General features: G+C 68.5%; 19 protein-coding genes. 1 reads left to right on the forward strand and 18 read right to left on the reverse strand.

Annotated elements, in window-relative coordinates:
• Positions 1–36: 36 nt before the first annotated feature.
• The 9 genes from NA3_RS10805 to NA3_RS10845 form a co-directional block, all read right to left on the reverse strand.
• Positions 37–876 carry an ESX secretion-associated protein EspG gene (locus NA3_RS10805; protein WP_062963378.1) on the reverse strand — a complete coding sequence of 280 codons (840 nt, stop codon included), beginning with the start codon at positions 874–876 and terminating at the stop codon, positions 37–39.
• Positions 869–1,171, reverse strand: coding sequence for a hypothetical protein (locus tag NA3_RS10810; protein WP_128145124.1), 303 nt, complete (start codon positions 1,169–1,171; stop codon positions 869–871). The genes NA3_RS10805 and NA3_RS10810 overlap by 8 nt, the downstream gene beginning before the upstream one ends.
• 57 nt (positions 1,172–1,228) lie before the next feature.
• Positions 1,229–1,630 carry a hypothetical protein gene (locus NA3_RS10815; RefSeq protein WP_062963380.1) on the reverse strand — a complete coding sequence of 134 codons (402 nt, stop codon included), beginning with the start codon at positions 1,628–1,630 and terminating at the stop codon, positions 1,229–1,231.
• Positions 1,631–1,717: 87 nt separating this feature from the next.
• A complete protein-coding gene (locus tag NA3_RS10820) occupies positions 1,718–3,232 on the reverse strand; it encodes a PPE family protein (protein ID WP_128145123.1) in 1,515 nt (504 codons plus the stop codon).
• Positions 3,233–3,253: 21 nt separating this feature from the next.
• Complete coding sequence (locus NA3_RS10825) at positions 3,254–3,574, reverse strand: PE domain-containing protein (protein ID WP_062963382.1); 321 nt, start codon at positions 3,572–3,574, stop codon at positions 3,254–3,256.
• Positions 3,575–3,682: 108 nt separating this feature from the next.
• Positions 3,683–7,699, reverse strand: coding sequence for a type VII secretion protein EccCa (eccCa, locus tag NA3_RS10830; protein WP_062963383.1), 4,017 nt, complete (start codon positions 7,697–7,699; stop codon positions 3,683–3,685).
• Entirely contained in the window at positions 7,696–9,261 is a 1,566-nt protein-coding gene (gene eccB / locus NA3_RS10835) for a type VII secretion protein EccB (protein WP_062963384.1), read from the reverse strand. The genes eccCa and eccB overlap by 4 nt, the downstream gene beginning before the upstream one ends.
• Before the next feature lie 4 nt (positions 9,262–9,265).
• Complete coding sequence (eccA, locus tag NA3_RS10840) at positions 9,266–11,026, reverse strand: type VII secretion AAA-ATPase EccA (RefSeq protein WP_062963385.1); 1,761 nt, start codon at positions 11,024–11,026, stop codon at positions 9,266–9,268.
• 302 nt (positions 11,027–11,328) lie between these two features.
• Positions 11,329–12,300, reverse strand: coding sequence for a C40 family peptidase (locus NA3_RS10845; protein ID WP_062963386.1), 972 nt, complete (start codon positions 12,298–12,300; stop codon positions 11,329–11,331).
• 203 nt (positions 12,301–12,503) lie between these two features.
• Between NA3_RS10845 and NA3_RS10850 the strand changes: the two genes are divergently transcribed.
• The gene (locus tag NA3_RS10850) at positions 12,504–13,982 is read left to right on the forward strand and encodes a hypothetical protein (protein ID WP_062963387.1); all 1,479 of its coding nucleotides are present in this window, start codon (positions 12,504–12,506) and stop codon (positions 13,980–13,982) included.
• A gap of 61 nt (positions 13,983–14,043) precedes the next feature.
• Here NA3_RS10850 and NA3_RS10855 read toward each other — a convergent pair whose 3' ends face one another.
• The 9 genes from NA3_RS10855 to NA3_RS10895 form a co-directional block, all read right to left on the reverse strand.
• Positions 14,044–16,026 carry a type VII secretion target gene (locus NA3_RS10855; RefSeq protein ID WP_062963388.1) on the reverse strand — a complete coding sequence of 661 codons (1,983 nt, stop codon included), beginning with the start codon at positions 16,024–16,026 and terminating at the stop codon, positions 14,044–14,046.
• Between the two features lie 65 nt (positions 16,027–16,091).
• Entirely contained in the window at positions 16,092–18,719 is a 2,628-nt protein-coding gene (locus NA3_RS10860; RefSeq protein WP_062963389.1) for a hypothetical protein, read from the reverse strand.
• Between the two features lie 5 nt (positions 18,720–18,724).
• Entirely contained in the window at positions 18,725–19,030 is a 306-nt protein-coding gene (locus NA3_RS10865; protein ID WP_062963390.1) for a hypothetical protein, read from the reverse strand.
• Positions 19,031–19,063: 33 nt separating this feature from the next.
• Positions 19,064–19,414 carry a hypothetical protein gene (locus NA3_RS10870; RefSeq protein ID WP_036509607.1) on the reverse strand — a complete coding sequence of 117 codons (351 nt, stop codon included), beginning with the start codon at positions 19,412–19,414 and terminating at the stop codon, positions 19,064–19,066.
• A 27-nt stretch (positions 19,415–19,441) separates the two neighbouring features.
• Positions 19,442–20,194: a hypothetical protein gene (locus tag NA3_RS10875; RefSeq protein ID WP_063917410.1), complete on the reverse strand. Its 753-nt coding sequence runs from the start codon at positions 20,192–20,194 to the stop codon at positions 19,442–19,444.
• Positions 20,191–20,538 (reverse strand): YbaB/EbfC family nucleoid-associated protein, encoded by a 348-nt coding sequence (locus tag NA3_RS10880; RefSeq protein WP_062963391.1) that lies wholly within the window; start codon positions 20,536–20,538, stop codon positions 20,191–20,193. Before NA3_RS10880 ends, NA3_RS10875 begins: the two co-directional genes overlap by 4 nt.
• The gene (locus NA3_RS10885) at positions 20,535–22,061 is read right to left on the reverse strand and encodes a PE domain-containing protein (RefSeq protein ID WP_062963392.1); all 1,527 of its coding nucleotides are present in this window, start codon (positions 22,059–22,061) and stop codon (positions 20,535–20,537) included. The genes NA3_RS10880 and NA3_RS10885 overlap by 4 nt, the downstream gene beginning before the upstream one ends.
• Before the next feature lie 23 nt (positions 22,062–22,084).
• Positions 22,085–23,776, reverse strand: coding sequence for a hypothetical protein (locus tag NA3_RS10890; RefSeq protein WP_062963393.1), 1,692 nt, complete (start codon positions 23,774–23,776; stop codon positions 22,085–22,087).
• Entirely contained in the window at positions 23,773–24,297 is a 525-nt protein-coding gene (locus NA3_RS10895; protein ID WP_128145119.1) for a hypothetical protein, read from the reverse strand. Before NA3_RS10895 ends, NA3_RS10890 begins: the two co-directional genes overlap by 4 nt.
• Positions 24,298–24,393: the final 96 nt, after the last annotated feature.

A 24,393-nucleotide genomic window follows, 5' to 3' on the forward strand; every position in this document is an offset into this window, starting at 1 on the left:
GTCACTCATCCTCTCGAAAACACGCGGCGGACGGTCCTATTCGACCCGACTGGTTTCGAACCAGCTGCGCCCGGGTAGAAGGTCCACCAGTGCCGCGACGCCGGCGTGCAATGCCGCGTCGTCCCCGGGCGCGTACGTCGCCCGAATCCGTCCGTCCAACGCCACACTCGGAGTCACGATGATTCGGCCCGGCAGGCTGTCGAGCACGGTCATACAGACCTCGGGCCGAGGTGTGGCACCGTCATGATGTTCGGTCACGACGATTTCCGCACGCCGGGCGACCTCGCTCAGCACGCGGGAGAGCAGACTCGCCGTGCGCGGCTCGGCGCCGAGTTCGACCAGCGCCCGCCGGCGCTCGTCGGGCTCGGACGGAACCTCGTCGAAGTCTTCGGCCCACGCCGACAGCGGCGTGAAATCCAGCGCCTGGGCGGGCCCGAGCGCGGCCGACAACGCCTCGGTCAGGGTGTCCAGGCGATGGTCGCCCGCGGGTACGGACTGGATGACGACATGGTCGTCGGACCGCACCGCGAGCACCTGTGTCTCGTCCGAGCGGACCAACGACAGCCGCAGCATGCCTTTCGGACCGCCGTCGAGACCGGTGTCGACGATCCGGGCGATCAATTCCACATCCGGCCGGTACAGGCAGTGCAGCCAATGTTCGATCGTCGGGTGGACCTGACCGTCGACGATCATCCCCGCCTCGGTCAGTTGATCGGTGACGACGGAGTACACCCGTTCCCGATCCTCGACGCGGTAGATATTGGGCAGCAATGCCAGTACCGGAGGATAGGAGTCGATGCCGACCAGATGCCGAAGCAGCAGGGCGGCATCGACATTCAGATCGATCGCTATCGGATCCTCCTGCGCATCAGCCACGCATGCTCGCGGCGCTGGCCTTGTCGGCGATCTGGACCATGCCCTGGCTACCGGCGGCGAAGTGGATCTGCGTGTTGAGGCGAACCAGGTTCGACTGGTGGGCCAGCAGCAAACCGTTCAGCTTCCCCGCGACCTCCTGGTATGCCTCCGAGGCCGCACCACCCAGGAGGTTTGCCAGCGTTCCCTGAAGGTTCTTCAGGTTGTTGACATTGTCCTCCATCGCCTGACCGAGCGTTTTGAGCGTGGTGTGGTGCTCATCGACCTGAGCGAAATTGAAGTACATATTTCCGGCCATGATTCATCGGACCTTTCGTGTGTTTTCCGGGAATGAGATCTGCGGCGCTACCAGCGGCTACGAGGGGAAGGAGGTGTTGATCTTGCCGGACATTCCGGTGCTGGTGAAGGCACCGCCGGATCCGTCGGTGATGTTGAGACTCCCGTCGCTACCATCGCCGGCGAGCACCTTCTGTGCGGCGTCGAGGTCGTCCATGTCGACCTTGCCACCGCGCTTCTGGATCTCGGACAGGATGCGCTGCAGTTCGTTCGCGAGATTCTTACCGCTGATGTGCAGATCGTTGAGGGTGCTGTCGATCGCCGTGCCCGTGTGCTGACTCTTGACGGCGGTGTTCAAACCGTGCCGAGTCGCATCCAGGGTGCGGAGCTGGTTCTCCAGCTCACCGAGCGCCAGTGCGGTCTTGGTGGCACCGGTGTTCCAGTCGTCCGATGTTCCCTGCAAGATATTGGGGTTGGTCATTTCTCATTCCTTTCGAAGTTCGTTTCACAGTCGGCTCCGCGCTCGGCGGAGACGTTGAGGGGATGCCCGGGGCCGGTGACCGGCGCGCTAGTCGCGACTCCGGTATTCACCGGGGACATCCATCGAGACCGGGACGGGCTCGTCCTCGATGCGGTCGAGCACACCGAGTGCCGGCACCAATTCCGGTACGGAGTCGATCGTGTGGTCGTCGTCCGCGTATTCGATGACGCCGACCACGGGCGCCTTCTCGAGCACCGGCACCTCCTCGTGGTCACCCGGCACGAAGACCTTCGAGGGCTTCCTCTCGTCGTCGCGACGCCGGCGCATCCGCGCCTTGGGCGCCACCGCACCTCGCGGCACGTTGCGTGGCGGCACCGGACCGGTGGCCGGTTCACCGGGCAGCGGGCCGAATGCCTTGGCTCCCATCTGGCCCCAGTTGGCCGGCATCCGGAATCCGGTGCCGGACGCGGGCACCGCGCCGAGCCCGCCACGGACCATCGAGAACGTGACCGCGCTGCCCACACCACCGTTGAGGCCCATGAGGGTCGTCGAGTACGGTGACGTGCCGTAGAAGCCGTGTTGCTCTTCGGTCAGATAGCCGCCGTCACCGCCGGAATTGCCCAGCGAGTCGGTCATCGACGACATGGTGTTGTTGACATCCGACAGCGCGCTCTGGGCCTCGGACCCGCCTGGCGTGGTCTGAGCGGGATCGACGGCCGTATCGGTCGGCCCCGCGGGCTTGGCCGGATCGAGCCCGTCTCCGGTGACATGGCCGGAACCGTCGCCGGAACCCCCGCTCGGCCCGCTCGGCCCGCTCGGTCCGCCGGGACCTGAGGTCCCGTGGTACCCGCCGCCACCGCTGTGCGGCGGTGGATCGGCTGGACTGAAATACGTTGTCCCCGGAGGGCTTCCGCCCTCGCCGGCGATGGTCGGCGCCACCAACGGTGGCGGCATGGCGGCGATCAGGGCTGTCGATTCCGCCTGGTAGGACTCCATCGTCTGCGCCGCTTGTACCCACATCCACAGGTACTCTGCTTCGTTTTCCAGGAGCAGCGGCGTCACCGCGCCCTGACATGCGATGTTCTCGACCGTCAGCACCGCGGCAGCTGCCCGGTTGGCGAGGATCACCGGCAAGGGCGGCATCGCCGCGCGCGCAGCGAGGTTGGCCGCTCCGGCGTTGGCTGCCAGGTTCGACATCTGCTGGGCGACGCCGGCCTGTTCCCGATACCACATCGTGTGATTGCTGAATGCGCTGTGTGCGCGATCACCGGCTTCGCTCTGCCACGAAGCTTGCATCACTCCGTTGGATCCCTCGAATCCGCCGGCCGCTGCCGACAATGCCTCCGCTACCGCCCCGTAGGCGGCCGAGGTGGCCATCATCGGAGCCGGACCGGGGCCCGCGGTCAGCTGTGCCGAATTCACCTCCGGCGGAAGGGCGCCGAAAGCGAGCGTCTGCATCGCTTCCACCGCCAGGCCGGCCACAATAGCCAGCTCGAGCGCCGCCTGCGCAGTAGCAGCGGGGTCTGCCGCGGAACAGCCGATGTCTCCGGCCACACTCGTACCGGCCGCGGCCCCAGCCGCCGCACCGGAAACCGCGTCCATCACGCACTCCCAGCCGAGTCGTCAGATAGATACGACGCCGGCGCCGGCGGAACCGACCTGCGCCCCGCCCTCGCCATCGCTGAATTCGTATCGCTGAATCGATTCCGGCAGCTTGCTGTTCCCTTCGTGGAACTTCGTGATGCCGTTGTTGGTGATGTTGAAGAAGCCGCCCTGATAACTGGTGAAGGCGGACGACAGCCCCGCGCTCACCGGATCCGCACTCGGCGGAGCCGGAGTACTGGCCGCGGCCGCGGACTGCATCAAGCCGGACAACGTGGTGGCGACAGCAGTGTTCGTGCTGTAAACAGCAGCGATGACTTCCGGACTGAACTGGAGATACATGGAGGTCTCCTCACAAGTGACGCCGACTCTGGTGTGAGCGGTTACAGAAAGAACGCTATGGCATTCCCGCCCTTGGGAATGTCGTGCGGAATACACCACACCTTCGCGCTATTCCGGCCGTGGTATCCATGCGGCCTGGACCAGATCTCGGCGCGACTGCAGCGGCTCGACGAAGATGCCCCGGCCCACCGGTTGTTTGGTGGCCTTGACGTCACCGATCAACATGCCGTCGAGTTTCGAGCCGTCCATGATGAATCCGGAGCTGTTCAGATTCTTGATCTGCCCGAGCACGTTGTCGTACAGGGCCATATCGGCCTGCGCGATATTGCGGGCGACGATGAGATGGAATCCGGTGTCGCGACCGTCGACGATGAGGTCCTTCAACGGATCCAGCGGATTGAGTCCACCACGCGCGGCCACCATGTGATAGTCGTCGACCACCACGAAGACCTCAGGGCCGTTCCACCACGAACGCTCCCGCAACTGCTGGGGAGTGACGTTGTCCGGTGGGCGCCGGCCGCGCATCTTCTGCGCGAAGCCGGGCAGGCTGTCGATGAGGTCGCGCTCGCTGGTCAGATAGCCGATCAGCTGTTCGTCCGGAATCGCCTCCATATGCTGACGCCGGTAGTCGATCAGCACCACCACCGCCTGATCAGGGGTGAACTGGGTGCGGATCGATTCCAGCAGCGCGGCGAGCACGGTCGACTTGCCGCAGCCCGGCGAGCCGATGACGGCGAAATGCGTGGACACTCCGAAATCGACTGTGGCCGGGCTCAAATCGGATTCCCGGACCCCGAACGGCAGCACCAGCCGCTGCGCCAGTGTCTGCGGCGCCTGCCGCCCCGTGACGATCTCGGCCATGGTGATCTGGGCCGGCAGCAGCTTGACCGCGGGTGCCCGGCGTCCCTCGAACCGCCGCTCCAATTCCGCGATCGCCGCGCTCATTCCCTGTGCGGCGGTCTCGGCGTCGCCGGATCCGTCGATCCGGGGCAGCGCTGTGAGCATGTGCAGGCCGTCGGCCGAAATGCCGCGGCCGGGACGGTCGGGCGGAATGGACGCGACCACGGCCCGATGATTGTTGAAGACGGTGTCGGTGAGATCGCCGAGCCGCAATTCCAGCCGGGTCTGCAGCAGATCCTTGACGTTCGGCCGGATGGCCGCCCAGCGCGAACTACTGATCACCAGATGGATTCCGAAGTTGAGGCCTTGCAGCGCAATGGTTTCCATCACGGGCAGATATTCGTCGAAATACGGCCCATTGACGGAGAATCCGATATCCCACCCGTCGATGACGAAGAAAACGTCACCGTGTTCGTCGCCGCGGGCGGTCAGCTCCGCCGATTCCGCCGGTGACTGACGCCGGCGGCGGAATTCGCGCATGCTGTCGATTCCCAGCTCGCTGAACAGCGTCTGCCGGTGGGCGATCAGGTTGGTGATCAGGGCGAAGGTTCGCCGGATCCGGTCCCCCTCCCGCGCCGAGGCCACCGATCCCACATGCGGCACGCCGCGCAGGCCGGACAGACCGCCGGAGAAGTCGAGGCAGTAGAACTGCACCTGTTCGGGAGTGTGGGTCAGTGCGGTCGCGATCACCAACGTCTGCAAGGCGGTCGATTTACCCGACTGCGGTCCACCGACAACGGCGAGGTGACCACCCGCGGCCGACAGATCCACGGTCCACACGTCCTGACGCTGCTGGCGCGGCTTGTCCACGATCGCCAGTGGAATCTGCAGCGTCCCGGGCTGAACGGCGGTGACCAGACGTTCCAGGGTGGGCGGCACACCCAGCGGCGGCAACCACATCTTGTGGGCCGGACGGCCGTGTCCGGCCAGCTGCGCGAGCACGGTCTCCATGAGAGTCACCGCATCGTTGTCGTCCTCGGCGTCGGGCAGGACGAGCCGCGGCTCGACGACCGGTTCCGGGCGCGTGGCGGCGACGTGGGCGGCGGTGAACCGTTGCGGCGGTTTGTATCCGCCACCGGGACGGCGGGCGCGCTGCGCGTCCGCCGGTGAGGAAGCCTGTGCGGGCGGCGTATAGGGCGAGCCCACGTACGCGGCCTGGAATCGCTGCAGATCGCCCGCGCCGACCCGCAGATACCCCGACCCTGGCTTCTTGGGCAGGTGATAGGCGTCGGCGGTGCCGATGGCGTCGCGGGAGTCGCTGGTCTGGTTGGTGCGCAACGCGATTCGGTAGGACAGGTGGGCTTCGAGCTCACCCATCCGGTTCGCGGGCACCTTCTGCGAGGCGAGCAGCAGATGGATGCGCAGCGAGCGGCCCAGCCGGCCGATGGCGACGAACAGTTTCGCGAAGTTCGGATGCTGTTCGAGGAGTTCGGCGAACTCGTCGAGGATGATCAGCAGGGTGGGCAGCGGCGCCAGCTGCGCGCCCTGTTCGCGGGCGCGCTCGTAGTCGGCGACATTGGCGAAGTTGCCGGCATCGCGCAGAACGCGCTGCCGGCGCGCCATCTCGCCGTTGATCACGTCCTCCATACGGGTGACGAGATCGGCTTCCTCCTCCATGTTGGTGACGACCGCCGTCACATGGTGCAGGCGGTCGAAGCCGAGGAAGGTCGCACCACCCTTGAAGTCGACCAGCAGCAGGTTCAGCACATCCGGCGAATGGGTCGCGACGGCCGAAAGGACCAGGGTTCGAAGGAATTCCGACTTACCGGATCCGGTGGCGCCGATGCACATGCCGTGCGGGCCCATGCCCTCCTCGGCCGACTCCTTGATATCGAGGTAGACCACCTGTCCGGCGGGGTCGTGGCCGAACGGGATGTTGAGCCGGGCCCGGTCGATGTCGCGGCGTCGCGGCCACTGCTGCTCCGCGCGGATCGCGCCGGGGTCGGCGATTCCGACCATTTCCTCCCAGGATGTCCCGGTACCGGCCTGTTCGGCGACCACCGCTTCCACCACCGTGGACAGCCGGAACGGCGACAGGGCGCGGGCCAGGGCCGTCATGGCCGGAACCGAGATCGTATCGGCGACACCCACCCGGCGCAGCCCGCGTGCGGTCACCTCGTGCAACTCGCGATCCTGCGAGACGGTGAATTTCAGTGCGCGCGGCAAACTCTGTTCTGTGCTGCCCAACCGCACCCAGGTGCAGCCGTCCACACCCGAGACATCGCGTTCGCTGGCCGGGCCGCTGATATCGACGAGCAGGATGTAATGCGTGCGATCGAGGGTGGGCTGGCTGTTGGCCGAGAAGGGGCCGCGGTTGAGTCCGGCGAGCACCTTCGACCGCAGTTCGGCGACCGTGCGATAGACCATCCGGCTCGAACCGATGGCATCGGTTTCGCTCGGATGCTGGGTGTGCGGAAGCCATTTGAGCCACGCCCACCGCGGGGCATCGGGATCGGACAGCACGGCGGCGACGGCCACCTGATCCGGTCCGTGCAACACCGCGATCTCCGCGACCATCGCGCGCACCAAGCCGGCCACCGCCTCCTGATCGCCGTCGAATCCCACCTGCGGGGCCGACAGCAGGTTGATCGCGACCGGCATCCCGCCCACCGTCGAATACGCCTTGGCGAAACGGGTGACCTCGACGACGCCGACGGGATCGAGATCGGAGGTCGGGGCGGCCTCGGGCACGATCACGCGGACCTGATTGGCGATGCGCCCCCGGCCGATGCGCACCCGCAGGAATTGCGGGCTGGCCACCTGCACCTCCCACATCCGCTTCCCGCCGATGAGGCGGGCGATCTCGGCCGGGCCGGGATGGGTGTGGCGCAGATAGGTGTAGAGCTCGGCTTCGGCGGTGTGCACCGTCTTGCGGTTCTCGCCGATCGACCGCAGATAATCCTTGCGTTCCTCGTTGAGCGAGGCGGCACCGCCGGAACCGTTGCCGCCCATGCCCCCGCCGATCATGCCGAACATCGACACCAGCATCATGACCGGGAAGAACATCATCATCGGGTTGACGGCTCCGCCACCGTTGCGGAACATCATGACCATCATCCCGCCCATACCGGCGACCATGACGACCGGCATGATCATCCGAATCCGGGACGGCGGAACGGGTTTGGGCAATTCGGTGGGCGGCTGCAACCGCAGCTCCGTGACCGCCGGCGCCTTCGGCCCGCGTTCGGCGCGGGCCGGGCGGACGAAGCGGCGTGTGCTGGTCATGGACCCCCACCTTCCGACTGCTGTGGCAGACCGACCGCGGACTTGTCGGACGGAATCCCGTCGTGCTGGATGCGTGCGTCACGCTGGGACAGCGCGGGGCCGACCGCGAACAGCGACACCACACTCCACGGCGCGGGCAGCGGCGCCCGCAGGCCGAGTGCGGCCAGAGTCTGATCGCCGTTGCCGTCCGGGGCCACGTCGATCCCGTAGCGCACGCCGCTGTCGGAGATCCAGTACAGCGACTCCCGCAGCGGCGAGGCCGGATTCGCGCCGGTAACCTGGACGAACCGGCCGGTGCCGCCGGGAAGATAGGCGGTGTCGGCGGTGGCCCCGTGCGAAGCCGGGGCGGTGACCAAGCCGACGATCCGGCTCTGCTGCTCGGCGGTGAGCGGGAGCCGGCGCCCGTACAGCAGCTGGGTGCTCGCATTCGGGTCACGGCCGCCGCGCGACCAGTGATAGCAGGTGACGCCGTAACGGTTCGGGTCGACGAGTTGTACGGCACGCGCCGGATAATCCTCGGTGCCGGGCCAGGATCCGGGGCGCAGATTCGCGGCGACCACATCGGGGCCCACCGCCATGGTGGTGGCCGTGCCGTGCGAGTCGGCATTGCGCACGACGGCCGCCAGCACCGCACTGATCTGCACCAGGCCCGACTGCGAGGCCAGATAGTAGGAGGAGGGACGGTCCGGGCTCGACACGCTCAGCACCGACCCGACGGGCACCGACAGACCCGAGGAGAGGGTGGTGATCCCGCCCGCGCCGGGTACGTCGGGCACACGAAGCGGAGGCATCTCGGGTATCGCCTCGATCAACCCGCGAGAGGCCTGCGGAACCGGCATGGTGGCGTCGATACCGAGTGCCAGCGTGACCGCGGAGTCGCGCAGATCGATCGCCGCGCGCACCACACCCTTGTCACGGTCGTCGTAGACCAGCCAGGTGAGCGAACCGTTGCGCAGCAGTCGCGCCTGATCGCCGGACAGCTCATGGGTGGTGTCGTCGTCCACGGTGAGCGGACCGCCGATGGCCGTGGTGACCACCGCGGAGCCGGCGGTCGTGGGCAGGCCGGTAGACCGGTCGATCGGTGCGTCCGCGCCGGTCCGGGTGGTGTCACACACCGACCACGAGGAATCGCGGTCGGTGCTGCCGACCATACTGTCGGGTGCGCCCGGAATCCCGACCCACGGACCGCGCGGATACTTGTCCAGCTCCTGCTGGGAGACCGGCACCGGGTCGGCCGCCTTACCGCTGATCAGCCGCGCCGAGGTCAGGTTCAGCGCCGGATACAGTCGCCCGCCGACCTTCACGTAGAGCGCGCCGCTGTTCTTGTCGGCGACGATGTCGGCGTTGCCGACCTGTTTGGCCGGCTTGAAGAAGGCCATCACCGCCGCTCCCGCGACGACGACGCAGGCCAGGGCGATTCCGATCGAAAGCGCGGTGGACCGGCCGCGCTGCGGATCGTCGATCATGGAGACCTCGCGCCGCACCAGCGCGTGCTCGATCCGGCGCAGCAGAAACCGCCACCCCGATATCTGGTGCTTGGTCACCACCCGGAATCGCGCCATGGCGTCAGCTGGTCGCGGCCGGCGCCAAACCCGACAGCGCGGCGGCGATGTCGAAGGCGTCGATCGTCATCAATTCCTCGTTGGTGAGTGCGGCGATGTCGACGTTCTCGCGGGTGAAGCGGTAGTCGCGTTCGGCCTCGGCGGCCTCGACCACGTTGCGGATGAACCGGCCGTTACCGGCCAGGTCGATCAGCCGGCGACCGTTCTTCGTTTGCGACGCGAGCTGATCGCAGCGTTCCCGCAGCACCTCGCGCGCCTGCTCGGACAGCAGCGAATCCTTCTTGCGCGCAATATGATCGGCGATCTGGACCAACTCGTCGCCACCGTAGCTGGAGAACCGGATGCGTTTGGTGAAGCGCGAGGCCAGACCGTCGTTGGAGGCCAGGAACCGGTCGATCTGATCCTCGTACCCGGCGATCACCACCACCAGCTTGTCGCGATCGTTCTCCATCCGCGCCAGCAGGGTGTCGACGGCCTCCTTACCGAAAGCGTCGCCGCCGGACAGCCCCTCCTGAATCAGCGTGTAGGCCTCGTCGATGAACAGCACGCCGCCGAGCGCGGAATCGATCAGGGCGTTGGTCTTGGGCGCGGTATGGCCGAGGTGCGTACCGACCATGTCGTTGCGCGACACCTCGATCACCTCCGGATTCTCGACTACGCCCAGACCCGCGAAGATCTTCGCGATGACGCGGGCGATCGTCGTCTTGCCGGTACCGGGCGGCCCGGAGAAGATCAGGTGCTGCGATTTGGATTCCACCGCCAGGCCGCGCTTGGCCCGGACCTGATCCATCAGCACGCCGGACTTGAGCCGGTCGACCTGTTCCTTGACCGAATCCATCCCGATCTGGGCCTGCAAGAGTTCCGAGGCCTCCGAAAGCAATGCCTCGCGTTCCTGTTTCGCCGACGCCGCCGCCGCTTCGGCGGGGTCGTCGCCGGTGGTGGGATCCCACAGGTTGGTGCGCGAGGCGAGCAGATCCGGAGTGGTCACCTCGAGCCGGTAGGTCTTGTCCCGGACCGCGCGCTGCCATTCCTCGCGTTCGGACCACAGCCCGGATCCCTGCAGCCCCTTCAGGATTCGATCGGCGTTCTCGTGATCGCCGTTGTGCCGGTACAGCATTCCCAGCAGGAAGTGGGCGTCGGCCCAGATGTAGGAGAGGTTGCCCGAGGAGCTGTCCTCCACGATGCGCTGGGCGCGCGGCATCGCCTCACCCAGGCGGCCCAGATGCGCCAGCGCCTGCGCGGCCATCAACTCGGCGGCGATGTCGAGCAGGCCGTCTTCGATGACCGGTTTGGCGGTGCGGGCATCGAGCACGTCCGACCAGCGCTTGGTCCGGAAGAACAGCGACATCCGGACGAAGTCGGCGACATCGTCGCTGGGTACCTGATCGAGAATGGCGGCCGCTTCCTGCCATTCGCCGCCGTCGGCGTAGGAACATGCCTGCGCGATGGCGATCTGATCGCGGTCGGCCATCGCCACCCGCAGGCCGTACATGCCGATCTCGACCTGACACCACAGCGACCGGTCGACCAGACCGGCGCGCTGCTGGTCCCGATAGAGGTTGTGGACCGATCGGTAGGCGCCGTAGATCACCTCGGAGGTGATATCGCCGGCCATGGCGCGACCCATCCAGGCGTCGCACATATCCGGATCCAGATCGGTCGCGGCGCGAAAGGCCGCCATCGCTTGTTGTTCGTTGCGCACGCCCCCGGCGACCAATCCCAGAGATTGAACACCCGTATAGAACGCGTCCTCGGCCGCTGACACCTGGACATCCCTTTCGACGCTCTCGCCTGCCCGAACCATAGACAGTCCCCCACCCGGGCGAAGATCGCCATTTCCCAACCTTGGGAATATCTGGGGTCACCGTCCCGGATGCCCGGATCACCATGGCGCGACCTGCGCGAACGAAGCGCGACAGCGACACTCGCGACGAACCGCTGTTGAATGTACCGTTATTTGACGGTATGGTTATAGCTGCGGTTCGGCAGTCCTCATCCTGACGATCCGCCCCACGGAACGAGTGCTCGCACACCGCGATCCGGCCACCGGGCACTCGTTCCGCACCATCACATCACCCGGACCACGACGGCCTCACTCGGCATCCGCGACCATTTGACCGTCGAGCCCGAATAGGGCGCCTCGATGACCATGCCGTTACCGGCGGCCAGCTGCACATGCTCGGGGCCGCGCGCACTGAACGAACCGGCCGGGAACACCAGGTCCCCCGGCCGCACATCCTGCGGCGGAATGCGCACCCCGCTGTAAATCTGTTCGTACGTGGTGCGCGGCAATACGACCTTGCCGTCGGTCGCCTCCGCGATCGCGTACTGGGTGAGTCCGGAGCAGTCGAATCCGCCGCCGCTGGGCCCGCCGGCTCCGCCGCCGCCCCACACGTAGGGCAGACCCAAGTACGCACTCGCCGCGCTCACCGCCTTACCACCGGCCGTGCCGTCCGAGGGGACCGGCCGGTGCATCGCGGGCAACGCCCGCGACGTTCGCGCCACCGCGGTGGTCCGCGGGCGCGCCCGGCGCCGACGCCGACGGCCCGGATTCGAGGTGATCCGGCCCCGAACGGTTTTCGGCGTCGCGGGCGGCACGATCTGCGCCGCGTGCCGCTGCGCCTCGGCGAGATCGGTATCGACCTGACGGGCCGCATTCGTCACCGCCGTGTGCGCGGCGTCGAGCAGGGCCGGGCCACTGAAGCGGGTATCGCCCACGCTCGCGATGGCACGCAGCCGAGTCTGCAGATCGGCGATCTGACCATTGACCACACTGCGGCCCTTGATCGTTCCGTCGCCGGCGGCCGTCACCGCCTTCTGCACCACCGCGTCGCGCTCGGCATGCGCCCCGGCCACCGAGGCGTGCATCCCGGCGGTCTCGTGATAGCCCGCCATCAACGCTCCCTTGCGCAGATCGACGGCGGAATTGGACAATGCCGCCGACGATGGCGCCGCATGCACGGTCGGACTGCCGGTACCGTAGAGCTTCAGCAGAGAATTCAGGACGCTGTCGAGTCCGACGGTCAGTTGTGGCGACATTCGACCGCCTCGCCATCGCTGCGCATCGAACGCCTCCCGATTCGGCCCGGCTGCCGCAGGACCAGCGAAACTCGCGGAACTTCGCGTACCCGAAGTCGTCCACGACTATGCGACACCGTCGCCGCGATGCGGAAACCGTATGACTTCCCATTTGCGGGAAGGGCCGACAATGAGGACGAACTCGAGGGAGGCGGTGCAGCGGCATGCCGGAGAACACGGCTGGAACCGACACGATCGGCTTGCCGAAGCTGTTGCAGGACGGCGCCACACCCGCGACCGGACTGCCCGTCGCCGGTAGTGCCGGCGTCACCGGCTCCGGCCCGCTGACCACCAATGTCGTTGCCGGGCCGCAGAATACGGCCGGCGGCCCGCAGACTCCGGTCGCCGGGCAACCGGGGGCACCCGGATCCGCCGGCCCACCGCCGGGTGGTCCCCACGAGCCGGGCGGCCCGGGTCCCACCAAACCGGGACCGACCAAGCCCGGCCCCACGAAGCCCGATCCCACCAAGCCCGGCCCCACCAAGCCCGATCCCACCAAGCCCGATCCGACCAAACCGGACCCCACGAAACCGGACCCGGCCAAACCGGCGCCCCCCACTCCCCCGCCCGCTGATGCCGAGGCGCACTACTGGACCGTCGAACTCGACCCGCCGCCGGGTGCCAAACCGGCCGTGAAAGCGATTGTCGCACTGGCTCGTACCGCGATCCAGACCGCGGTCGACCTGCTGGGGCGCGGTATGCCGGTGCCTCCGCCGGAGGTGGCCAGTCTGCTGAAACCGGTGGTGTTCACCAATCTGGGCAAGAGCGAAACCACCGTCGGCTACCGGCGCACCATCGCCGCGGTGAACGCGCGGCAGACCTCACTGCTCGAGTACGACCAGCAGATCGCGCGCACCTCGATACAGGTTGCCGCCAGCAAGGACGAGACGCTCGCCAGTATCAAGAACATCGTCGCCGAACTGCAGACCGTGGTGAAGGCGGTGCCTCCGAAAGCGACCACCGCCCAGGAAGCCGCCCTCATGCAACAGATCAGCGCGGCGGTGGCACAGGTCTACCGCCTCGTCGACGCGGTCTACGCCGACAACCAGACCCGGGCGGGCACCAGCAGCGGCAGCGGCTCGGGGTCGGGTGGTCCCGGCTCCAGCGGAAGCTCCTCCGGCGGTGGTTCCGCCCCGGGCGGGACCGCGGCGTCGGGCGGCGGCGGCGGGCTCGGTGACATCCTCGGACAACTGCTGCCGATGGCCGCGATGATCCTCCCGATGGGAGCGATGGTCGCGGCGCCGCTGGTCACCCAGGCAATGCAGAAGAACCAGAAAGACAAAGAGGCCGAACTTCATTCGAACGGCGAGGCCACCCCCGGCACCGGCGCCGCGCCGGCCACGGACCCGAACGCGGCGGTTCCGAACGGCGCCGCACCGGCCGTTGCCCCCGCTGCCGCCGCCCCCGCTGCCGCGGCACCCAACGGTGCTCCGACCGCCCTCGCACCGGGTGCGGCCGCTCCTGGCGCTGCCGCGCCCACCCAGCTGGCCGGCACCACCGGCCAGGCTCCCGGCACCCCGCCGCCGGTCACGGCCCCGGCGACCGGCGCGTCGGCCAAGGATCGGACGAAACCACCGACCTCTGCGGCCGATCCGAATGCCGCGCCACAGGAGCCGGAGAACGCGAGCCAAACCGCACAATAGGCGGTCGCACTACTCGAGCGGTGCCGGTGAGCGAGCGAATCGCCCACCGGCACCGCTTCGTTCAGGAACGTCCGGTCACATCGGGCACGGAGGTGTCCGGAGCCGAGACCGCGCCGTGCGGCGGTCCGCCGGCCGTGGGCGGTGCCGACACCGTCGGAGGCACGACCTGTGCGACCGGGGCGGCATCCCGGCCGGCCGGCGCGGCACCGTCGTTCTGCGGCGCGGCGACCTGGCTGGGCGCGCCCGCCGGGCGCGAAACCCGTTCGTCCACACCGGCGGACACCGCGGCCGGAGCGGCGACGAAGCGCGGATGCTTCACGATCTGCTCGTGCGCGTAGACCGCGTCCCGCAATTGCTGCCGCGAGGCCTCACCGGCCAGCAGCAGAACCAGCTCGTTGCAGCGACGTTCGAATACGAGGGCGCGCAGCGCCGCGGCCTCGTCGTCGACCCGCAATTCGCCGACGTCGACCCGGCCGACGTCGACGCGGTGCGGCAGCATGGCCGCGGTGAGCAGATCGTCGGCATCGCGCAGTTCTTCCCACCACGAGGCAGGGATCGGGCGGCCGGATCCGAGCGCGGACAGGATCCGGTCCCGGATGCCGCGCGACTGCGCCGCGTCGGGCCCGGCGGCAGCGCCCCCGGCGACCAACCGATGGGCCTCGTTCGCCAACTCCTCACAACGCGCGCGAATCTGCGTATCCGGCACGGCCGCAACATGTTCCAGTGCCTCGGCGGATCCGGCCAGAGCCAGCCGGTCGGCGGTGTCGGGAGTGAACACGCGCAGGTCGACGTCGTAGGAGGGACCGACCAGATCCTGCATGGCCACACTCGGGAACCGCTGCCGCAGCCCGTTGTCGATCGAGCCGGACGAGACCAGCGCGGTCAACTCCGCACCCGCCTTCCGGCCCCAGGCCAGGCCGAATTCCGCCAGCACCCGCGCCGGATCCGAAACCCCTTCCCACGGGGACGCGGGATCGCCGGAACCGTCGGCGAGCACATCGTCCCAGATCCACGGCGAGGACACCTCGCGCGGGAGATACAACCCGGCCGGGAACCAGCCGCGGCCTTCGTTGGAGGTGATGAACACGCCGGCGCCTGCGGGGCCGCGCAGTACCGCCACGGCCCAGTGCAGGCCCAGCACCGAGGAGTCCACCGCCGCCAGCACGGCACCCAGCAGGGTGCGGGCGATCAGCAGGTCGTTGTCCACGGCGTCGCCGACGACATACGCCGGTTCGGCCTCGGCGTCCTTGGCCTTGGCGACGGCGGCTGCGAACGGGGTCGGCACCGGAACCGGCGGCAGATCTCCGGCGGCGGTGGTGCCGTTCGGTCCCTGCCCGCGCTCGTCGGGGCCGAAACCGGACGGCGGACCGGCGGGACCGCCCGGAGGCACCACACCGGACGGAGGCGTCGTGCCCAGCGGGCCGGACGGCGGGCCCGCGGGACCGCCACCCGCTCCGCCCGGACCACCGGCGGCGGACGGTCCCGTACCCGCACCCGCCGGAGCGGTCGCCGGTGTGGCACCGGTCGAATCCGGTGTGGCCGAGGATGTTCCGGGGGTCGCTCCGGCCGGCGCGACGCCCACCGGGGTGTCCGCGCCGGCGTCACCAGGTGTGCGGGCGCCGGCATCGCCGGGTCCGGAGCCCGGCGCGCCGACCTGTGGCCCGGTGGGGGCCTGTGTACCCGGGCCGGGCAACGTGGGCGAATGCTGGTACGGCGCGGGGCCGGAGCCGTTCGTGTCGTCGTACCGGCGGATGTTCGCGGCGCCGTCCTCGTCGCTGCGTTCGAAGGCCGCGGCGGCCGCGCGCAATTTCGCTGCGGTGTCCCGGTGTTCCCTCGCCAATGCGATACCCGCGTTCTGCCGGGCCTGATAGTAGTCCTGCAGGGCACCGAGCACCGGGTCCGCGATATGGCCGTAGGTGTTGGGGAATTCTCGCAGCCAGTCGGTGGGAGGTTTCGCCCATTCCAGGGTGTCGTCGGCGACCCGATCGTGCTGAAGGGCCAAATCGAGTAAGACCGCAGGGTCGACTTCCATGCTGCCCGACATGCCGAATCAGATCCTTCCCACCGGTGACGTCCTCATTGTCGAGCCTTCCCACTCGCGGGAAGGGGTTACCGAGGGGGCGGCGCGGTGATCGTGGGGCGCCGCGCCGGTTCGGGCGTGACGGTGCCGACCGGGAAGGACGCCAGATATTCCGCCACCTGCCCGTGCGCGTAGACCATGTCGCGCAACCGCTGCCGGGACGGTTCCCCCGCCATCAGCAGGACCAGTTCGTTGCAGCGGCGTTGCGCGACCAGCAGCCGCAGGGTGGCCGAATCGGTGGCGGATCGGCCCGCGGAGTGCTCGGATCGTAACTCTCCCAGCGGAACCCGGGACACGTCCGCCTGCAGTGGCAGCATCGAGGCCGCCAGCAGTTGATCGGCGTCGAACAGTTGCTCCCACCACTGCGACTGCACCTGCCCGCCCTGCAGGATCGTCTGCATGATGCGGTGCCGGAGTTCGGCGGCGCCCAGGGAGGCGAACGGATCGGGCCCCGCCGCCGCGAGCCGCTGATGCGCGTCGTAGGCGAAGTCCAGACCGCGGCTGCCGATCCGATCCGCCGGAATCGCGGCGACCCGTTCGAGGATCTGCGGCGCGGACACCAGTTCCAGGCGATCGGCCAAACCCGGTGCGGGAGTGGAGAAATCCATGGCCGGGCTGGGGTCGACCGCCCCCTCGAGCGCGACCTCCCCCAATTGCCGGGCCAGCAACTCGTCGAAGGGCGCCGAGCACACCAGTGCCGACAGCCGGGCCCCGGTGCGACGCCCCCAGCTCAGCGCGAATTCGGCGAGTACCCGGGCCGGATCGGCCAGCCCCTCCCACGCCGGCCCTTCGGCCACCGACCACACCCACGGCGTCGACAGTTCCCGGGGCAGGAAGACACCGGGCGGCAGCCAGCCGCGGCCGTCGTTGGACGTCACGAACGCGCTCACGCCGCCGTCGTGGCGCATGATCGACACCGCCCAGGCGGTACCGACGGCGGGCACGGCGCCGGCGGCGAGCAGACTCGCGAGCAGGCTGCGCGCGAGGACCAGATCACCGTCGACCCGTTTACCGAGCATGAAGGTGGGAGCCGCCGCGGCCGCCATCGCGGCGCCCACCGCATCTCGAACCAGGTCACCACTGCCGGTGGCCGGCTGGTCTGTGCCGGAGGCCGGCTCGGCACCACCGGGTGACTTGTCGTCGCCGGTATGGCGGCCCGGCGGCTGGCTCTTCGCGGGCCCGGTGGCCGGCGGCGCCGTGACGCCGGACGCGGACACACCGGGAACCGACCCGGTCGACCCGCCGGGGGCGGACGTAACCCGCGGCGCCGCAACGGAATTCCGCGAGTCCGGCGCGGATGTCACCCGCGGCTCCGCCGCCGGCCCCGCCGCGGCGGGTGAGTTCGCGGCCGGTGAACGGTCCGGCGCGAACGCCGGCTGTTGTGGCGTGACCATCGACATCTGCGCCGCCGCGCCCGCCACTACGCCCCACGACGGCGGCCCGTCCGATCCGGTCGCGACATCGGTGCGGCGGTCGGACCGGTCGGGCCCCATCGCCACATCCGGCGCGCCCGATTCACCGGTCCGCCGCTCATCACCAGAATCGCCGGTGCCGGCGCGACTGTCGCCGCCGTCGGTGTCGCGATGCGAAACAGAGTGTGCCGCAGCCGTATCCGAATGCCGCGATGGTGCGTCCGTCGCCGGATGCTCCGGCGCCACCACCTCGGCCGCCTGGGGCCCGCTGTCGGCCTGCGGCGCGGACATCGGCCCGAGCGCACGCCCGCCGCCCACCGGCGCGGCCTGCGGCGCCGGTCCGGTGCCCGGCTGCACCTGTACGGCCGGCCCGGCGGACGTCCCGTCCTCCGGTGCGGGCGCGTGACCGGCGTTCGGTTCCGCATGATCCGGCGCGACGACGTCCCAGCCCGGCAGCCGTGACATCGGCAGTGGTAACCCGTTGGGCCGCAGAAGATCTCGCAGGTCCTGCAAGCTCGGCAGATGCGGGACGAACGGTCCGCCCGCCGGCGGCAATCCCCGGGGCAGAGACCGAACCCCGTGCGTCCCGGGCCCGCCCGGACCGTCGCTTCCCGCTCGCGGCGACCGGTATCGCGGCCCGCCACCCGGGCCGTCGGAACCGTCCGGCCCACTGCGCCACGGCCCCGGCTGTCCCAGCGCTGCCGCGATCGCCGCCAATTCCGGTAAGCCCTGCGGACCGACCTCGCGCAATGCCGCCGCCGCGATATCGTCCACCTCGGCGCGGGCCTCGGCGAGAATCCTCCGGATGTCGCGTTCTTGGCGTGCCTCCGCCTCGCTGCCGTCCCCGCCGGCTTCCTCTTCCTTCTCCCGCGCGGCCGCCGCGGCCGCTTTCGCCGCGCGAATCCGGCGCAACGCATCGTCGACGGCATTGAGGATCCGGTCGCGGGTGCGATCCACCAGACTCGACATCTGCCCGAAGGTGTCGGCCGCCGCGACCAGCGCGTCGACGAATCCGCGCAGTGTGCCCTGTTGTGCCAGCAACTCCCGCTTGATCGGCTCCAGGCTCGCGCTGGAACGGACCCGATCGTCGAAGGCGCGCCGCATGCGGTCGGCCTCACCCGGATCCAGCGCCTCGGCTCCGTCGCGCGCCAGCGCCTCCAGACGACCCCAGGCGCGCGGTGAGATCTGCGGCCAGTTCTCCCCGACGATGGTCGTCCAGTACGGGCTTTCGCGCTCCGGGTTCATCCGGATCAGACCGATTCGGACTGTACGTATCCGCCGCCGTCGATATCGGCGTTCCTCAGGCCCGTCACGGTGCCGTGGGTGCGCGTGTGGGTGGCGTCGATCCGTCCGCGGAAGTCCGCGGCGGCGGTGTCGAACCAGCCGGTGACCTGGTCGAAGACCGCCTTCAAGCGATAGTCGAGCGGTGCCGCCGGGCGTTCGTCCACGGTCCAGCCGCCGGTCGTGGCGCCGACCTGATCGGCGAACGAAACCTTGACCGCCGCGACCTGCCCCGAGGCGGCGATGACGTCGTCGGGATCGTCGATATCCAACATGGCGGGCACCTTTCTCGAAAGTGACTGCGCGACTCAGGAATTGGTGCCGAACTCGGCGATCTCCATGGCACGGTAGGAGGATTCGGTGGGCAGGTCGAAGGAGTCGATCGTGTACGGCCGGGTGCCGTTGTACTCCATCTCCGACCGCAACCCGACCCGCGACTTCGTATGTGCGAGCCTGGCCAGTCGCAGGATCTCGGCGGCCAGCCAGGTATCACCGTTCTCGCGCGCGTCGTCGGTGAGATGCAATCCGACGACCTCGCCGTCACGATCGCAGGCGACCCCGACGGTGTGATCGGGGTTGAACACCTCGTAGACGCGGTTCTGCCAATCCGGTGCGGGCGGGGCGAGTTCGTCCTCGTCGTAGTCGTCGTAGTCGGACATGGTCGGACTCCTGTCGTTGGTGCGAAGCTAGGGACCTGTGACGACGCCCGGGGCGGACACTCGCCCGGGCGGCGCCGAGACGGCGGGGCCGGGCGGTTGCCCGGAGGCGACCGCTTCGTCGGCCGTGCCCGCCAGCTGTGCGGAAATGGCCGACCACGCGTCGTCGCCGACGGTCATGACCTGGTGCAGCTGCCAGAATCTGGTACCCAGATACATCTCCCCGGTGCCGTCCGGTCCGACATCCAGGTGGTCCGGGCCATCGGTGGCGGGGTTGAGCGTGATCGTCGTCAGCGGCGGCTGCATATCGTCGACGTTGACGATCGTGGCGCTGCTACCCGGAATGAAACTGGTGCGGCAGCGTGGATCCGAGGCCGGTGTCAGCTCGGCGCTGTTGGTGGTGATCGTCACCTCGGGATTCAGCAACAACTGCAGGACCCAGGAGCGCGCGGCCGGCTCGGCGCGTTCGGCGGTGATCGAAATCGCCAGCGACGCAGCGAGATCCACTACCAGCACGGCATTCGAACTGGTGACGCCGACGACGACCAGCCGGCGGGCGGTGCCCACCGGATCGGGCAGATCGTCGGCGGCGAAGGTCAACGCGGCAGATCCGGCGCCGGCCCCGGTGACCGGATAGGCGTTGACGGTGCCTGTCGCCACGTCGATCGTGTAGGCGGCCAGCAGATCGGGTGTGCGCTCGGCCAGTCCGGCCAAGCGAACCAGCCCCTCACCGTGCAGCCAGCGCACGGTGTCGGCGACCGTCACACCTCCCGGATCGGTCACGAAACCTGCTCCGGCACAGCGGGTTCGGTCGAATCCGACGTGTCTCCCCAGGGATCCTGTGCCATCAGCAGCTCGTACTGGCGACCTGCGTCGGTGCTGCTCTCCCGGATGGCGGCGATGATCTCCGCGACCAGCTCGTGCGACTCGAACCGGTCCACGGTGCCCGGCGCCAGGTACAGATCGGTGAGCCGGCCCATCGCGTCGACCTCGGGGATGACCGCGCCGCTCGGCGAGGGCCGGCGGGCGCGGATGGCATCGATCTTCTCGCGCAGGTCGGCGATCTTGTGCCGGAGGTCACGCGCGGCGTCCAGGGCCGCCTGCACCTCGGGATGGATATCACTCATGCGGAACCTCCGGTTTGCGTCGGAGCCTGGTTGGCCGGGCCTGGTGTCGCCGGTGTGACGGTCGGCGCGATGGTGGGCTTCTCCCCGATCACCGCGTCGGTATGCGGCGTGTCGTCGACGTACATCAGCCGATCGGGATGCCAGGCCACCACCCGATTGCGTTCGTTGTTCGCACCGCCACCGCCCATTCCGGGCGACATCGGCATATACGGCATCATCGGCGAACCGGCGCCGGCCGCACGCGCCGCGGTACCGGCCGAATTCTGCAGCGATTCGATGACCGGCGTGCGCGGCAGATTCGACGACACACTGCTCACCGCCCCCGTGGACGAGGCCACCGTCGGCATCGGCCCGACCGCGACGGGTGTGGACGTCGCCGAACCGATGGCGCTGGTCAGATCGCCGATCGGGGTCACATCCCCACCCGCGCCGCCCCCGGCGGAATACCCGTAATCGCCTCCGCCGGTGCCGTATCCGTAGTCGCCGTAGCCGTAGTCGTCGAGTGATCCGACGCCGGTCTCGTTGTTTCCGTTCATCCCCATCATGGGCATGCCTGCGGCCATCAGGCCGCTCATCACGGTCGGCAACATCGAGGCGAGGGTGCTCATCATCTGGCTGCTGTCACCGGAGCCGTTCGATTGCCCGGAGGTCGATGCAGCCGTGCCGGTTTCGGAATCACCGGCATTCGCGGCCTGCGAGACACCGACGGTCGAGGAGTAGTTGCCGATGGTTTCCGCCGACCGTGCGTTCTGCTCCTGGAATTTCGCCAGCGCGGCTTGAATTCCGAGCTCGTTCTTCGACCGCATCGACCGCACCAGTTCCTTACGCGCGGCGATGATCTCCTCCGGCGTCGGATGTTTGGCTTTCGCGGTATCGAAAGCCTTTGTGTAGGTGTCGATTCCGTCGGCGAGTGTGCCGAGGGTGGAGCCGAGCGTATCGAGCCAATTGCGGTGCCCGTTCAACTTCGCCGCGGCGTCGCTGCCGACCGGCGTCCAGTGCTGCATGGCCATGGCGGCCGTGTCGACGCCGGCGAGCGCGGCAGCATGTGTCGTCCCCAGATAGTTCCGGATGTCGGAGACGAACCGGGAGGCCGGTCCGGTGCCGGGCCCCGCCCGAAGCTGCTGGGCGAATGTCAGCGGGTCCACCGCACCACCAGACGCCGGAAGCGCGAAACCGGGCGGACGCCGCGGCGTCGGCGGGTCGACGTCGGAGACCGGGTTGGGCAGCACCTCCCCACCCGTCCCGCCGATGGCGCGGGCACCCTCGTCGTCGGCATCGGTGTAGCGCTGCGCGGCCGCGCCGATCTTGTGTGCCGTCCGATGCACCTGGTCCAGGATGCCGGCCATTCCGTTCATGATGTTGGCGGCATGAGTATTGAGTTGCGGAACCGCCTGTGCGGAAATGGGATCGGTCCCCGCGGGGAGCACCCAGCCCGTAGGCATCGACGCGCCCGTGCCTCGCGCCAGCTCGGCCAGTGCCGCCGCGGCCGCGGCGAGCTCGGTCGGATCGACCTGTAACGCCACACCTGCCTCCTCTCACCACGACCTCAGGTCGGCGTACCGACCGCAGCCGACAACACCCCGCCCTGGTGGTCTCCGGGCATCGGCATCCCGGGCGCCGAATCCGCCTGGTGGTCGGGGGCGGTGGCCTCGATACCGCGCGGATGCTGGAATTCGGTGAATGTGCCGAATTCACCGGCCTTTCCGGACATCGTGTCCATCTTGTCGGAGTCCAGCTTCTGCAGATTGCCGTCGATGATCGCTTCGATACTTCCGTCGGTGCCGGAACCGAACACCACGAGTATCGCGGTGGCCTTCTCCCAGACGACGACGTCGCCGGTCATCAGCTGGCTCGGATCGACGTGATCGCCGATCTGCTTGTTGTCGGTCCACTTCGCGGTCGTCTTCTCGTAGGCCTTCTGCGCGTCGGTACCGCCGTGATTGCCGAACGCCGCGTCCAGCGCCTGGGCCACGATGACCGAAACCTTCTGTGTGCGCCCGTCGGGGAACGGATATTCGACCGTGCCGTCGGCACCGGGGGTCCGTCCCGGCGGTACCGCGCCGGCCTGCTGGGTCTGCGAGGAAGACGCTCCCTTCGGCGCCGCATCGGACTGCGCGGTCGCGGAGGCGGGCGACGCCGCCGGTTGGGTCTGCTGCGGAGTCGTGGATGCCGGTTGCGCCGAGACCACGGGCTGTTGCGGATACGCAGGCTGCAAGCCGCCGTTGCGACCGTTGAGGCCCTGGTCCTGCATCTGGCGCATCATCTGCATCTGCGCGAGCATCGGCAGCATCTGACTCATCATGTCGCCCATACCTCCCATGCCGCCCATGCCCGAACCCATTCCCGAACCGAGAGGGCTCATTCCGGCATCCGGCGAGGTCATACCGGCGGGCGTCGCCGAGATCGGACTCGCGCTCCCGGTCGAGCCGGTGCCGAGTCCGCTGGGATCCGACGCGGAATTCGAGCCGTTGGACAAACCGTCGGTGAGCGAACCGCCGGTACCTGTCTGGCCGGCTCCGGCGCCGTCGAGGCCGAAATTGAGCGGGGTGTAGGAGCCGTCGCCGCCGTTGCTGCCCTGCTGGCCGAGCAGGTTGGGGTCGTACGTGGTCCCACCACCGCCACCGCCGCCGCCACTGGCAAGCTGCTGCTGGAGCGACTTGTTCTGATTCTTCAACGCTTCGACCTCCGCGGTGAGCTTCTTGACTTCGTCGGTTTGCCCGTTGACGTCGCTCCCGTCCTTGTCCAGCTGGTTGTGAGCCTTGGTCATCGTGTCCGTGCCCGCGTTGAGCCCCTCGGTAACGTAGGTCATGATGTGCTCGTCCTCCGTCATATTGCCCTGGGGAGGCTGAGCCGCAGCAATGCCGAGGGTGTCGATGAGATCCTTGAGTTTGTCCTGGAATTCATCGCCATGTTTGCCGGCCTCTTTGACGAACTTCGCGACGTTCTCATCGGCCGTTTCCAGACCGTCGTAGGCGTTCCGCAGTTTGATGGCGACCTCACCGTAGGAGGCGAACAAGTCCGAAGTCGCCAACACCGATTGCGTGACCTGCGGGATGGGCGGCTTGTCCGGCGGCGCGATGGTGTCGCGGGAACCGAAAGCCTTCCAATGCTTTTCGAAGGTGTCCTTGTAGTCCCCGTCCAGCCAGTCCTCGATCACCGGCGAAATCGAGAGACTCTTCGGCCACACGCCCTCGCGATACTGATCGGGCACCAGAAGGTTCGGCATCTCCTTGCTCATGCACCGATCACCGCGTCGCTACCGCCGGTCCCGGCTCCCGCGTACCGGTTCTCCTTACCGGCCGGGCGAGTGGGAAGAACTTTCGGTATCGCTTGCTTGTCACTGCCACCGGACCAATCGGCACCCTGAGCCCAGCTCGCCCCGAATCCGCCGATTCCACGCCCGGCGGCCCGGCCGAAGGATCTGCCCACGCCCTTGGTACCTCTGCCGACAGCTGCGGTGGCCGCCTTGCCAGGGATCTTTCCGGCCACCGTGAGCATGAGTTTGCCGGCGGCCTTGCCGGCGAGTTTGTCGCCGACCAGTCCGCCCACCTTCGCGAGTCCTTTTCCGAGGAACTTCCCGCCTGGGATCGCCGCCGTCACGCCGTCGATCAAGCCTTCCTGCAGCGCCTCTTTCATGCTCTTCCCGTCGGCCAGGGCCAGACCGGCCCCCAGAAGACCGCCGGCAACCGGGCCCCACCCCGGAATCATGGACACCGCACCGACCGCGACGTCGCCCCAGTCCATCCCCAGAAAGCCCATGTGTCTACCTATTCGATCCGGGGCCGCCACACATGCGCAGCACGAACAATATTTCCGGTGCCCCGGCGAAGCGTCCGCCCCCGGACCCCGGCATGT

The organism is Nocardia africana NBRC 100379, assembly GCF_001612635.1.
In the GTDB taxonomy this organism is placed as follows: Bacteria; Actinomycetota; Actinomycetes; order Mycobacteriales; family Mycobacteriaceae; genus Nocardia; species Nocardia africana.

Coding starts and splice junctions, on each gene's coding strand:
- eccB (WP_062963384.1), bottom strand. CDS start 9,261: ATGGCGCGATTCCGGGTGGTGACCAAGCACCAGATATCGGGGTGGCGG.
- eccCa (WP_062963383.1), bottom strand. CDS start 7,699: ATGACCAGCACACGCCGCTTCGTCCGCCCGGCCCGCGCCGAACGCGGG.
- NA3_RS10870 (WP_036509607.1), bottom strand. CDS start 19,414: ATGTCCGACTACGACGACTACGACGAGGACGAACTCGCCCCGCCCGCA.
- NA3_RS10865 (WP_062963390.1), bottom strand. CDS start 19,030: ATGTTGGATATCGACGATCCCGACGACGTCATCGCCGCCTCGGGGCAG.
- NA3_RS10850 (WP_062963387.1), top strand. CDS start 12,504: ATGCCGGAGAACACGGCTGGAACCGACACGATCGGCTTGCCGAAGCTG.
- NA3_RS10855 (WP_062963388.1), bottom strand. CDS start 16,026: ATGTCGGGCAGCATGGAAGTCGACCCTGCGGTCTTACTCGATTTGGCC.
- NA3_RS10810 (WP_128145124.1), bottom strand. CDS start 1,171: ATGGCCGGAAATATGTACTTCAATTTCGCTCAGGTCGATGAGCACCAC.
- NA3_RS10825 (WP_062963382.1), bottom strand. CDS start 3,574: ATGTATCTCCAGTTCAGTCCGGAAGTCATCGCTGCTGTTTACAGCACG.
- NA3_RS10860 (WP_062963389.1), bottom strand. CDS start 18,719: ATGAACCCGGAGCGCGAAAGCCCGTACTGGACGACCATCGTCGGGGAG.
- NA3_RS10845 (WP_062963386.1), bottom strand. CDS start 12,300: ATGTCGCCACAACTGACCGTCGGACTCGACAGCGTCCTGAATTCTCTG.
- NA3_RS10880 (WP_062963391.1), bottom strand. CDS start 20,538: ATGAGTGATATCCATCCCGAGGTGCAGGCGGCCCTGGACGCCGCGCGT.
- NA3_RS10815 (WP_062963380.1), bottom strand. CDS start 1,630: ATGACCAACCCCAATATCTTGCAGGGAACATCGGACGACTGGAACACC.
- NA3_RS10895 (WP_128145119.1), bottom strand. CDS start 24,297: ATGGGCTTTCTGGGGATGGACTGGGGCGACGTCGCGGTCGGTGCGGTG.
- NA3_RS10820 (WP_128145123.1), bottom strand. CDS start 3,232: ATGGACGCGGTTTCCGGTGCGGCGGCTGGGGCCGCGGCCGGTACGAGT.
- NA3_RS10890 (WP_062963393.1), bottom strand. CDS start 23,776: ATGAGCAAGGAGATGCCGAACCTTCTGGTGCCCGATCAGTATCGCGAG.